This window comes from Streptomyces sp. NBC_01477 (assembly GCF_036227245.1).
Classification (GTDB): Bacteria; Actinomycetota; Actinomycetes; order Streptomycetales; family Streptomycetaceae; genus Actinacidiphila.
Map to the genome: position 1 here is coordinate 3,016,872 of NZ_CP109445.1, position 12,135 is coordinate 3,029,006.

Here is a 12,135-nt window from a genome sequence, read left to right on the forward strand (position 1 = left end):
GAGCGCCGAATGAACGTCGCGAGCATCGCCGGGATGTGGGACCGGCTGACCGGGACGCAGACCGACCCGCCGCGCTGGCTGATCTGGGCGACCGCGGTGCTGGCCCTGGCGGCGGTGCTGTCCGGCGGGGTCTGGCGGATCGTGCGCAACGCGGTGACGATCGCGCACGAGGGCGGGCACGGTCTGGTGGCGCTGCTCACCGGCCGGCGGCTCGACGGCATAAGGCTGCATTCGGACACCTCGGGATTGACGGTCTCCCGCGGCAGACCGCGCGGCCTCGGCATGGTGCTGACCGCCGCGGCCGGCTACACGGCGCCGCCGCTGCTGGGCCTGGCGGGCGCGGCCCTGCTGGCGGCCGGGCACATAACGGCGCTGCTGTGGGGGGCCACGGCGCTGCTGCTGGCGATGCTGGTGATGATCCGCAACGCGTACGGGGCCCTGACGGTGGTGCTGACCGGGGCGCTCTTCCTGCTGGTGTCCTGGGTCACCAAAGCGCAGGTCCAGGCGGCCTTCGCCTATCTGGTGGTGTGGTTCCTGCTGGCCGGCGGCGCCCGTCCGGTCGCCGAGTTGCAGCGCTCCAGGCGCCGGGACCGCAGCGGGACCTCCGACGCCGACCAGCTGGGCCGGCTGACCGGGACGCCGGCCGCGCTGTGGCTGTTCTTCTTCTACGTGATCGCGCTGTGCGCGGTCGTCGGCGGCGGGCAATGGCTGCTGATCCGCTGACCCGGCCGACCGGAAGTGAGCGTTCCGGTCCGGATGACCTTCATGTGACACCTGGTTTCCGGGAGGTTTCGGCTGATTCGCCAACTTATCTCCCCGTACCCGAGCCACTACGCTGGGCCTCATGAGCGACAGCGCCGCGCACTCCCCCCTCCGGTGGGCCGCCCCCACCGCGCCCGGTGCCGTTGACGCGACCGTCACGGTGCCCGGATCGAAGTCGGTGACCAACCGTGCCCTGGTGCTTGCCGCGCACTCCTCGGAACCCGGATGGCTGCGCCGCCCGCTGCGCAGCCGGGACACCGTCCTGATGGCCGACGCGCTGCGGGCGATGGGCGTCCAGATCGACGAGACGGTCAACCCCGACGGCGGCGAGGCCTGGCGGATCATCCCCGCGGGGCTCCACGGCCCGGCGACCGTCGACGTCGGCAACGCGGGCACGGTGATGCGCTTCCTGCCGCCGGTGGCCGCGCTCGCCGACGGCCCGGTCCGCTTCGAGGGCGACGCACGCGCGTACGAGCGCCCGCTGCACGGCGTGATCGACGCGCTGCGCGCCCTGGGCGCGCGGATAGACGACGAGGGCCGCGGGTCACTGCCGCTGACCGTCTACGGCGCCGGGTCGCTGACCGGCGGCGCGGTGGACGTCGACGCCTCCTCCTCGTCGCAGTTCGTCAGCGCCCTGCTGCTGTCGGGGCCGCGCTTCAACAAGGGCCTGGAGATCCGGCACACCGGCCGTACGCTGCCCTCGGTCCCGCACATCCGGATGACCGTGGACATGCTGCGCAAGGCCGGCGCCCGGGTGGACGCCCCGCAGAGCGGCGGCGCCAGGAACGTCTGGCGGGTCACCGCGGGCGCCCTGCTCGGCCGGGACATCACGGTGGAGCCCGACCTGTCGAACGCGGCGCCCTTCCTGGCCGCGGCCCTGGTCACCGGCGGCCGGGTGACCGTGCCCGGCTGGCCGCGCAGGACCACCCAGCCCGGCGACGCGCTGCGGGAGATCTTCACCCGGATGGGCGGCTCGTACGAACAGACCGACCACGCGCTGACCTTCCGCGGCACCGGGCGGATCCGCGGCATCACCGCCGACCTGCACGACGTGGGCGAGCTGACCCCGGTGATCGCGGCGGTCGCGGCGCTCGCCGAGTCCGAGTCGGAGCTGACCGGGATCGCGCACCTGCGGCTGCACGAGACCGACCGGCTCGCGGCGCTGGCCAAGGAGCTGGGCGAGATGGGCTGCGACATCACCGAGACCGGCGACAGCCTGCGCATCCGCCCGCGCCCGCTGCACGGCGGCGACTTCCACACCTACGAGGACCACCGCCTGGCCACCGCGGCCGCGGTGCTCGGCCTGGTCGTGGAGGGCGTCCAGGTGGAGGACGTGGCGACGACCGCCAAGACACTGCCGGACTTCCCCGAGCTGTGGACCAACATGCTGGGCGTACCGGCGGGACAGGGCTGAAAAGTGCGGCGCTACGGCAAGAACCCGGACGAGGACGACATCAGGGTCCGCCCCAACAGCAGGGGCACCCGGCCGCGTACGACCATCAGGCCCAAGCACGAGGACGCCGCCGAGGGCATGGTGCTGACCGTGGACCGCGGCCGGCTCACCGTCCTGGTCGACCACCGCGAGGTCACCGCCATGAAGGCCCGCGAGCTGGGCCGCAAGTCCGCGGTCGTCGGCGACCGGGTCGCGGTGGTCGGCGACCTGTCGGGGGCCAAGGACACGCTGGCCCGGATAGTCAGGGTCGAGGCGCGCAGGTCGGTGCTGCGGCGCACCGCCGACGACGACGACCCCTTCGAGCGGGTGGTCGTCGCCAACGCCGACCAGCTGGCCATCGTCACCGCGCTCGCCGACCCCGAGCCGCGCCCGCGGATGATCGACCGCTGCCTGGTAGCGGCCTACGACGCCGGCCTCGACCCGCTGCTGGTGCTCACCAAGTCCGACCTGGCGCCCGCGGCACCGCTGCTGGAGACGTACGGGGCCCTCGACCTGTCCTACGTGGTCACCAACCGGGACGACTTCCTGACCGGCGGGGTGGACCAGATCCGCGAACGCCTCGCCGGCCGGGTCACCGCCTTCGTCGGGCACAGCGGTGTCGGCAAGACCACCCTGGTCAACGCGCTGGTGGAGCGTCAGCGCAGCACCGGCGTGGTCAACGCGGTGACCGGGCGCGGGCGGCACACCACCACCTCGGCGCTCGCGCTGCCGCTGCCCGGCACGGGACCCGACGGGGCGGCGGGCTGGGTCATCGACACCCCGGGCGTCCGCTCCTTCGGGCTGCACCACATCGACCCGTCCCGGGTCATCAAGGCCTTCCCCGACCTGGAGCCCGGCACCGAGGAGTGCCCGCGCGGCTGTTCGCACGACGAGAAGGACTGCGCCCTGGACGCCTGGGTGGCCGCGGGCCACGCGGAACCCGCCCGTCTCGACTCGCTGCGCCGCCTGCTGGCCACCCGGGAGCGCCGCGAGGGCGACTGACCGGTACGGTGGGGCCGCCTCACTTCCGCCTCATTCCGCCCTGTGCTGTGTGATGATCGACAGCGCACGCGCCGGTGCACGACCGGCGGAGATGCGGGTATGAGCAGCGCGAGCGGCCGCAGCGGGCGGCGCGAGCGGAACGAGCCGAAACGGAGGCGCCCCGATGGCCTGGCTCCTGGTGGTGGTCGCGGGTCTCTTCGAGACCGGCTTCGCGGTCTGCCTCAAGCTGTCGCACGGCTTCACCCGGCTGTGGCCCACGGTCGCCTTCTGCGTCTTCGCCCTCGGCTCCTTCGGCCTGCTCACCCTGTCGCTGAAAAAGCTCGACGTCGGTCCCGCGTACGCCGTCTGGACCGGTATCGGCGCGGCGGGCACCGCGATCTACGGCATGGCCTTCCTCGGCGACCTGGTCTCCGCCCTCAAGCTCGCGTCGATCTCACTGGTCGTCGTGGGCGTCATCGGCCTGCAGATCTCCGGCTCCTCGCACTGACCCCGGCCCCGCCCGGCGGTCGCCGCGCCATGCTCCGAGCCGGGCCGCCCCGGTCCTGAGCCGCCGTCCCGGTCCTGAGCCGCCGTCCCGGTCACAGCACCGCCCGTTCGGCCGGGAAGTGGCAGGCCGTCACATGGTCGGCGCCCTGCTCCGCCAGCGGCGGTACGTCGGCGGTGCACCGCGCGCGCCGCTCCTCCCCCAGGACCGCGAAGACCGGGCAGCGGGAGCGGAAGGCGCAGCCCGGCACCCGCCGGGTCGGACTCGGCGGGTCGCCGGGCAGCAGGATGCGGGTACGGGCCCGCTCGCGTACCGGGTCGGGCAGCGGCACCGCCGACAGCAGCGCCTGGGTGTACGGGTGCAGGGGCCGGGCGAAGACCTCGCCGACCGCGCCCGCCTCGACCGTACGGCCCAGATACATCACGCTCACCCGGTCCGCGATGTGCCGCACCACGGACAGGTCGTGCGACACGAACAGGTAGGCCAGGCCCAGTTCGGCCCGCAGCCGCAGCAGCAGGTTGACGATGCCGGCCTGCACCGACACGTCGAGCGCCGAGACCGGCTCGTCCAGGACCAGCAGCCTCGGGTCGACCGCCAGGGCGCGGGCGATGCCGATGCGCTGGCGCTGGCCGCCGGAGAATTCGTGCGGGAAGCGGTCCGCGTGCGCCGGGTCGAGGCCGACCTGGCGCAGCAGTTCCGGCACCCGGCGGGCGATACGGCCCCGGTCGGCGCGCTGGGCGCGCAGCGGCTCGGCGACGATGTCGCCGACCGGCAGCCGCGGGTCGAGACTGGCCATCGGGTCCTGGAAGACGATCTGGACCTGCGCGCGCAGGGCGTGCGCCTCGCGCCGGGTCAGCGCGTCCGTGCCCCGGCCCAGCACCTCGACGCTGCCGCGCTCTGGCCGTTTCAGCTCCAGGATCTCGAAGAGGGTGGTGGACTTGCCCGAGCCCGACTCGCCGACCAGGCCGAGGACTTCGCCGGTCCTGATGTCGAGGTCCACCTCGTCCACGGCGTACACCGAGCCGACCCGGCGCTTGAGCACCGCGCCCTTGAGCAGGGGAAAGGTCCTGGCCAGGCCGCTGACCCGCAGCACGGTGTCCCCGTCGGGCCGCCGGTCCGCCACGGGCGCCGCCGGGCTCTCGGCGACGGCCACCGGGAAGACGTCGAGCGGCCCGAGCCCGGCGATCTCGTCGGCCCGCACGCAGGCGGCCAGGTGCGGGGCCCGCGCACGGGCGGTGACGTCGGCTGTCAGCGCGGCGGGTGCTGCCGCCGCCGGCTCGGCTTTCCGCAGCGCCGGCGCCGGCTCCGCCACCGCGATCGGCCCGGGCGCCGCCGCCGCTTCGGGTCCCGCCGATCCGGCCTCCGCCGGCGCCCTTTCCGGCTCGGCCGGGGCGGTCGGCCCCGGCTCCGCCACCGCGGTCAGCCCCGGTTCCGCCGCCCGGCAGCGGGCCTCGGCCAGGGGGCAGCGCGGGGCGAAGGCGCAGCCGGGCGGGAGCGAGCCGGGCACGGGCGGGGCGCCGGGGATCGGCACCAGCGGTTCGGGCCGCCCCTTCGCGTCCGCGTCCAGCCGCGGCACCGCACCGATCAGGCCCAGCGTGTACGGCATCCGCGGCCGGGCGAACAGCGCGTCCACCGGCGCGGTCTCCACGATCCGGCCCGCGTACATCACCGCGACCCGGTCCGCGCTGCCCGCGATGACGCCCAGGTCGTGGCTGACCAGCAGCAGGGCGGCGCCGGTCTCGCGCTGCGCCGTCCGCAGCACGTCGAGCACCTGGGCCTGCACGGTCACGTCGAGCGCGGTGGTGGGCTCGTCGGCGAGGATGACGTCGGGGTCGTTCGCGACGGCCATGGCGATCATGGCGCGCTGCCGCATGCCGCCGGAGAATTCGTGCGGGAAGGCCGCGGCCCTGATCCGCGGCTCCGGGATGCCGACCAGGTCGAGGAGTTCCACCGCCCGCTCGGCGGCCCGCTCCCGGGAGAGGTCCTGGTGGGCGCGCAGCGCCTCGGCGATCTGGTCGCCGATCCGGTAGACCGGCGTGAAGGCGGACAGCGGGTCCTGGAAGACCATGGCGATCCGGTTGCCGCGCACCGCGGACAGCGCCGCGTCGGTGGCGCCCACCAGTTCTGTCCCGTCGAGGCGTACCGAGCCGCGTACGCGCGCGCCGCCCGGCAGCAGCCCCATCGCGGCGAGCGCGGTCACCGACTTGCCCGAGCCCGACTCGCCGACCAGGCCCAGGACTTCGCCGCGGTGCAGGACCAGGTCGACACCGCGCACGGCCGGCACCGTACCGAAGTCCACCTCCAGGCCGCGGATGTCGAGCACGACGTCGTCCGGCAGCGACTCCGTCACCGGGCCGCCCCCTTCGTGCGCCGCCGCGTGGACGTCGGGTCGATCGCGTCGCGCAGACCGTCGCCGATCAGGTTCACCGCGAGCACGAAGACGACCAGCAGCCCGGCGGCGAAGAAGAACATCCACGGGTAGGTGACCGCGGCCCCGGTGCCGTCGGCGATCAGGGTGCCGAGCGAGACGTCGGGCGACTGCACGCCGAAGCCGAAGTAGGACAGCGCGGTCTCGCTCATCACGGCCGTGCCCACCGCGATGGTCGCGTCGATGATGAGGAAGGACGCCACATTGGGCACGATGTGCCGGACGATGATCCGCAGCGGCCCGACGCCCATGTAGCGGGCCGCGCGGACGAACTCCCGCTCCCGCAGCGAGATCGCCATCGACCGCACCACCCGGGCGGTGACCATCCACGCGAAGAGCGCGAGCAGCAGCGCGAAGATCAGCCAGCCGCCGCCCTTGAGCCGCGGCGAGACCACGGAGATCACCAGGAAGCTGGGGAAGATCAGCAGCAGGTCGGTGACGAAGGTCAGCAGCCGGTCGGTCCAGCCGCCGAAGTAGCCCGCGCACGCGCCGACGGCGGCGGCGCCCGCGGTCGCGGCCACCCCGACCAGCAGCCCGATGATCAGCGACTTCTGCAACCCGCGCACGGTCTGCGCGAAGACGTCCTGGCCGATCCTGTTGGTGCCCCACCAGTGCCGGGACGAGGGCGCCGAGCGCAGCGCGGTGTAGTCGATGTCGCTGTAGCTCCACCGGGTCAGGTGCGGCCCCGCGAAGGCGAGCACGAACAGCAGCGCCACCACGACCAGGCCCGCGACGGCGCTGGGGTGGCCGGCGAAGCGGCGCAGGGTGACCCTGACCCGGCTGGGCGGCCCCGCGACCAGGCCGTCGTCGTCCTCGGCTCCGGCGAGCAGGGTCTCTGGTGCGGTGGCCATGGCGGTGTGGTGGCCCCTTGTCGTGAGGTCGCGGTCAGCGGTGGCGGCGGCAGCGGCGGTCGGAACCCTGATCGGGCGTACCCGTCAGGCGTGGCGGATACGCGGGTCGAGGGCGGCGTGCAGCAGATCGGCGACGAAGCCGGACAGCAGGACGACGACGGCCGCGAACGTACTGACCGCGACGACCGAGTTGACGTCGTCCTTGCCGATCGAGGCGACCAGCCACTCCCCCATGCCGTGCCAGCCGAAGATCGCCTCGGTGAAGATCGCGCCGGTGAAGACCGCGAGGAAGTTGTAGGAGAAGAAGGTCGACATCGGGATGAGCGCGGTACGCAGCCCGTGCTTGAGCAGCGCCTTGCGCCGCGTCAGGCCCTTGGCCCGGGCGGTGCGCAGGTAGTCGGAGCCGAGGACGTCGAGCATGGTGCTGCGCTGGTAGCGGCTGTAGGTGGCGATGGTGATCAGCCCGATCGACAGGCTCGGCAGCAGCAGGTGCACGGCCCGGTCCTTGGCGTGCGCGAACCAACCGCCGTGCAGACCGGGGGTCTTCTCGCCGGTGAATCTGATCAGGTCGGTGCCCAGCGCCTGGTTGAGCTTGATGGCGCCGATCTTGAGCAGCACCGCGAGCAGGAAGACCGGGGTGGACAGCAGGACGAAGGAGGTGACGGTGACGAGCCGGTCGGACAGCCGGTACTGCCGGACCGCGGTCCAGGCGCCGGCCAGCACGCCGATCACCGTGCCGGCCACGGTGCCGACCACCAGCAGCCGAAGGCTGACCCCGACCCGGCGGCCGAACTCGGCGTTGACCGAGGTGCCGTCGATGGTGCTGCCGAGGTCGCCGCGCACCGCGTGGGACGCCCAGTGCCCGAACCGGTCGTAGAGCGGGGTGTGGTCGTTGATGCCGAGCGCGCTGAGCTGCGCGTCGACGGCGGCGGCCCGCGGCGGCGGCTGCCGGGCCTCGAAGTACGCCCGCGGCTGGAGCGCGGTGGCCGCCAGCGCGTACGACAGGCACACGGCGACCAGCAGCAGGACCACGTAATAACCCAGCCGTCGGGCCAGATACGCGAGCACATCGGGTCCTCTCTCCGGCGTCACCACGATCCTCGGGGCGTTGTGTTACCGCAATATGAAGAGGCCATGTCGGCATTACCAAAGAGGCGCATGGGGCGGCGGTGGCGGTCTAGCGTCAAGCGCCAGCGCCGTGCCCGGAGGGGCAGCGGGTGCTGATGCGCCGTGCCCGACGACCGGAGGAGCCACCCATGCCCAGGATGTTCGGCAGACCCGCCACCGCGGTCGCCGTGGCCCTTTCCACCGCGGTGCTGGTCGCGGGGTGCAGCGGCGGCTCCGACGACGACGGGAAAGCGGCGCCGAAGAAGAGCGCCGCGGCGCCTGCGGTGGGCACGTCGGGGATCAACGCGCAGCCCGCGAGCAGGGTCAAGCAGGGCGGCACCTTGAAGCTGTCGATCCAGCAGTGGATCTCGCAGTGGAATTTCTACCAGGTGGACGGCACGCAGGGTGACGCCCAGAGCATCGACGTCCAGGTGCTGCCGAGCCTCTTCCGCTACGACGCCAAGGGCGTCTCGCAGCTCGACAAGGACTTCCTGGTCTCGGCCACCGTCACCTCCACCACCCCGCAGGTGGTCACCTACACCCTGAACCCGAAGGCCAGGTGGTCCGACGGCAAGCAGCTGAGCTGGCAGGACTTCGCCACCCAGTGGAAGGCGCTGAACGGCAGGGACGACCGCTACCTGGTCGCCGACACCAGCGGCTACGACCAGATCTCCGCGGTCACCAGGGGTGTTGACGACCAGCAGGTGAAGGTCACCTTCGGCAAGCCGTACGCCGACTGGCAGCGGCTCTTCCGCCCGCTGCTGCCCGCGCCCTCGATCGCGACGCCCGAGCTGTTCAACAAGGGCTGGCTGGGCAAGGTCCCGATCACCGGCAACTCCTGGAGGATCAGCGGGTACGACACGACCGCGCAGACCGTCACGACCGTGCCCGACCCCCACTGGTGGGGCGCGAAGCCGAAGCTGGACGCGATCATCTACCGGGCGCTGGACACCTCGGCGGACACCGACGCGTATCTCAACAAGGAGATCGACGAGACCCCGGCCTTCCAGCCGGAGGACTACAAGCGGCTGGCGAATTCCCCCGACACCGCCATCAGGACCGGCTCGCGCTGGGACGAGGTCCACATCACCCTCAACGGCGCCCGCGGCCCGCTCCAGGACCTCGCCGTACGGCAGGCGGTGGACCTGGCGATCGACCGGCAGGGCATCGTCGCCGCCTTCTCCAAGGACCTGCCCTTCACCGTCAAGCCGCTCGACAACCACTTCTTCATGCCCAACCAGCAGGGCTACCAGGACAACGCGGGCAAGTGGGGCGACTACGACCTCGCGGGCGCCAAGAAGCTGCTCGACCAGGCCGGCTGGCAGGACAACGGCCCCGGCAAGCCGCGCACCAAGGGCGGCAAGCAGCTCACCCTGGACTATGTGATCAGCGCCGGAAGCAGCTCGTCGGCCACCGACCAGGCGCAGTTGGTGCAGGCGCAGCTCGGCCAGGCCGGCATCGCGGTGAAGATCCAGACGGTCCCGTCCAACGACTTCTTCGAGAAGTACGTCAACACCGGCGCCTTCGACCTGGTCAGCTTCCGCAACGTCGACGCGCTCTTCCACACCCTGCTGTACTCGACCTTCCAGGCGCCCACCGGCTCGCAGGTGTACGGCAACTACGGCCGGATCACGACCCCGCAGATCCAGCAGCTGATCACCCGGGCCGCGCAGACCACCGACCGGACCGCGGCCGACGCGCTCTACAACCAGGCGGACGCGAAGATCTGGGAGCAGGTGCACTCCATCGAGCTGTACCAGCGCCCGCAGATCGTCGCGGTCCGCAAGGGCCTGGCCAACTTCGGCGCCTCGGGCCTGGCGGACTGGGACTACGACCACATGGGCTGGACCTCCTAGGAAGCTGGACCTCCTGGGAAGAGGTGCCCGCCGGCCTCCCGGGACGAGGTGTCCCGCGGCTCCCCCGCCGGAGCCGCGGAACGCGCGGGCGGGGCGCGGACCGGCGGGCCGCGCACCGCCGCGCTACTGTTCGGCGCATGCCCGACTTCAACGACGACCTGCGGCTGGCCCATGTGCTGGCCGACGCCGCCGACGCCGCGACCATGGCGCGCTTCAAGGCACTCGACCTCAAGGTCGAGACCAAGCCCGACCTCACACCGGTCAGCGAGGCGGACAAGGAGGCCGAGGAGCTCATCCGCGGCCAGTTGGGCCGCGCCAGGCCGCGCGACGCGGTGCTCGGCGAGGAGTACGGCAGCCGCGGCTCGGGCCCCAGACGCTGGATCGTCGATCCGATCGACGGCACCAAGAACTACGTCCGCGGGGTGCCGGTGTGGGCGACGCTCATCGCGCTGGTGGTACAGGGCGAGCACGGTGCGGACGAGGGGGTCGTCGGGGTGGTCTCGGCGCCGGCCCTCGGCCGCCGCTGGTGGGCGGCGAAGGGCACCGGCGCGTACACCGGGCGCAGCCTGTCGTCGGCGACCCGGCTGCACGCCTCCCGGGTGAGCCGGCTCGAGGACGCGTCCTTCGCGTACTCGTCGCTGAGCGGCTGGGAGGAGCAGGGCCGCCTCGACGGCTTCCTGCACCTGTCCCGCAACTGCTGGCGGACCCGCGGCTACGGGGACTTCTGGCCGTACATGATGGTGGCCGAGGGGTCGGTGGACATCTGCGCCGAGCCCGAGCTGAGCCTGTGGGACATGGCGGCGAACGACGTGATCGTCCGGGAGGCGGGCGGCCGGTTCACCTCGCTGGACGGGGTGCCCGGTCCCTTCGGCGGCAACGCGGCGGCGTCCAACGGGCTGCTGCACGAGGAGCTGCTGGGGTATCTCGGCGGTTCATGAGCAACTGCCGGGGCTTTCCGGGCGGTTCGTGAACGCGGCTGCGCGGTGTCGCGGCGATTCGTGACCGAGAGCTACTCATTGCGCGCGGACCCTTGCCCACCACTGGGGTGCGTGTGACTATGAAGGCACCCCCGCTTGTGAATGTGTGAATGCATTCACGGACGGGCCCACCCCAGGAGGTGCCCGACCATGCTGGTCAGCGACGCGATGACGACGATGGTTCTCACCATCGGCCCCGCCCACACTCTCCGCCAGGCCGCCGAGTTGATGTCCGCCCGCCGGGTCGGCGCGGCGATCGTCCTCGACACCGACACCTGCGGACTCGGCATTCTGACGGAACGTGACGTGCTCAACGCCGTGGGCGCGGGCCTGAGCCCCGACCACGAGCCGGCGCACGCCCACACCACCACCGACGTCGTCTTCGCCGGACCCCGGTGGACGCTGGAGGAGGCGGCCACCGCGATGCTGCGCGGCGGCTTCCGCCATCTGATCGTGCTGGACGGCCACGAGCCGGTCGGCGTGGTCTCGGTGCGCGACATCATCCGCTGCTGGGCGCCGGTGAAAGCCGCGGTCCCGGCGTAGCCGCCCAGCGCCCCGGCCCCGGGCGCGACGAAGGGGCCGGAGCCCCTTGGCGTCCGGCCCCTTCGGCCTCTCGGTCAAGCGCCGGGCCGGGCGGCGGAGGGCCTGGACCGCCGCCACCCGGCGCCTGCCGAAGTCTCTTGCGGCCACAGCGGGCGCCGCTTCCCGCTGTCACCGGAATCGATCCTACGGTAGACAGAGTCCAAACCGAGAAGAATCCCAGACACGGACCGATTCGCACTCCGGACCCCCGCTGTTAGGCTGGTGCCCATGAGTGACCTGCTGGAACGACTCCGCGAACGCGGCTGGCGGCTGACCGCGCAGCGGCGGGTCGTCGCCGAGGTCCTCGACGGCGACCATGTGCACCTCACCGCCGACGAGGTGCACGCCCGCGCCATAGAGCGGCTGCCGGAGATCTCCCGCGCCACCGTCTACAACACGCTGGGCGAGATGGTGACCATCGGCGAGATCATCGAGGTCGCCACGGACGGGCGCGCCAAGCGCTACGACCCCAACGCGCACCGGCCGCACCAGCACCTGGTCTGCTCCCGCTGCGGCACCGTGCGCGATGTGCACCCGCACGGCGACCCGCTCGCCGCGCTGCCCGCCGCCGAACGGTTCGGCTTCACCGTCGCCACCGCCGAGGTCACCTATCGGGGGCTGTGCCCCGACTGCTCGTAACGCGACGCCCCTCGC

The 12,135-nt window shown here is 72.6% G+C and carries 11 protein-coding genes; 8 read left to right on the forward strand and 3 right to left on the reverse strand.

What is annotated here, in order from left to right; all coding sequences use genetic code 11:
- The first annotated feature begins 9 nt into the window (after positions 1 to 9).
- From OHA86_RS12135 to OHA86_RS12150, 4 genes are all read left to right on the forward strand, one after another.
- Positions 10 to 723, forward strand: coding sequence for a M50 family metallopeptidase (locus tag OHA86_RS12135; protein WP_329174917.1), 714 nt, complete (start codon positions 10 to 12; stop codon positions 721 to 723).
- 121 nt (positions 724 to 844) lie between these two features.
- A complete protein-coding gene (aroA, locus tag OHA86_RS12140) occupies positions 845 to 2,176 on the forward strand; it encodes a 3-phosphoshikimate 1-carboxyvinyltransferase (RefSeq protein ID WP_329174919.1) in 1,332 nt (443 codons plus the stop codon).
- A 3-nt stretch (positions 2,177 to 2,179) separates the two neighbouring features.
- Complete coding sequence (rsgA, locus tag OHA86_RS12145; RefSeq protein WP_329174921.1) at positions 2,180 to 3,196, forward strand: ribosome small subunit-dependent GTPase A; 1,017 nt, start codon at positions 2,180 to 2,182, stop codon at positions 3,194 to 3,196.
- A gap of 163 nt (positions 3,197 to 3,359) precedes the next feature.
- On the forward strand, positions 3,360 to 3,683 hold the full coding sequence (locus tag OHA86_RS12150) for a DMT family transporter (protein ID WP_329174923.1): 324 nt from the start codon (positions 3,360 to 3,362) through the stop codon (positions 3,681 to 3,683).
- A 91-nt stretch (positions 3,684 to 3,774) separates the two neighbouring features.
- Here OHA86_RS12150 and OHA86_RS12155 read toward each other — a convergent pair whose 3' ends face one another.
- The 3 genes from OHA86_RS12155 to OHA86_RS12165 form a co-directional block, all read right to left on the reverse strand.
- The gene (locus OHA86_RS12155) at positions 3,775 to 6,030 is read right to left on the reverse strand and encodes a dipeptide ABC transporter ATP-binding protein (protein WP_329174925.1); all 2,256 of its coding nucleotides are present in this window, start codon (positions 6,028 to 6,030) and stop codon (positions 3,775 to 3,777) included.
- Positions 6,027 to 6,959: an ABC transporter permease gene (locus OHA86_RS12160; protein WP_329174927.1), complete on the reverse strand. Its 933-nt coding sequence runs from the start codon at positions 6,957 to 6,959 to the stop codon at positions 6,027 to 6,029. Before OHA86_RS12160 ends, OHA86_RS12155 begins: the two co-directional genes overlap by 4 nt.
- 84 nt (positions 6,960 to 7,043) lie before the next feature.
- Entirely contained in the window at positions 7,044 to 8,027 is a 984-nt protein-coding gene (locus OHA86_RS12165; RefSeq protein WP_329182374.1) for an ABC transporter permease, read from the reverse strand.
- Between the two features lie 188 nt (positions 8,028 to 8,215).
- Between OHA86_RS12165 and OHA86_RS12170 the strand changes: the two genes are divergently transcribed.
- The 4 genes from OHA86_RS12170 to OHA86_RS12185 all read left to right on the forward strand — a co-directional run bounded on the left by OHA86_RS12170 (position 8,216) and on the right by OHA86_RS12185 (position 12,120).
- Complete coding sequence (locus OHA86_RS12170; protein ID WP_329174929.1) at positions 8,216 to 9,922, forward strand: ABC transporter family substrate-binding protein; 1,707 nt, start codon at positions 8,216 to 8,218, stop codon at positions 9,920 to 9,922.
- Between the two features lie 137 nt (positions 9,923 to 10,059).
- On the forward strand, positions 10,060 to 10,860 hold the full coding sequence (gene hisN, locus OHA86_RS12175) for a histidinol-phosphatase (protein ID WP_329174931.1): 801 nt from the start codon (positions 10,060 to 10,062) through the stop codon (positions 10,858 to 10,860).
- 189 nt (positions 10,861 to 11,049) lie between these two features.
- The gene (locus OHA86_RS12180; RefSeq protein WP_329174933.1) at positions 11,050 to 11,442 is read left to right on the forward strand and encodes a CBS domain-containing protein; all 393 of its coding nucleotides are present in this window, start codon (positions 11,050 to 11,052) and stop codon (positions 11,440 to 11,442) included.
- A gap of 267 nt (positions 11,443 to 11,709) precedes the next feature.
- On the forward strand, positions 11,710 to 12,120 hold the full coding sequence (locus tag OHA86_RS12185; protein WP_329174935.1) for a Fur family transcriptional regulator: 411 nt from the start codon (positions 11,710 to 11,712) through the stop codon (positions 12,118 to 12,120).
- The last annotated feature ends 15 nt before the right edge of the window (positions 12,121 to 12,135 follow it).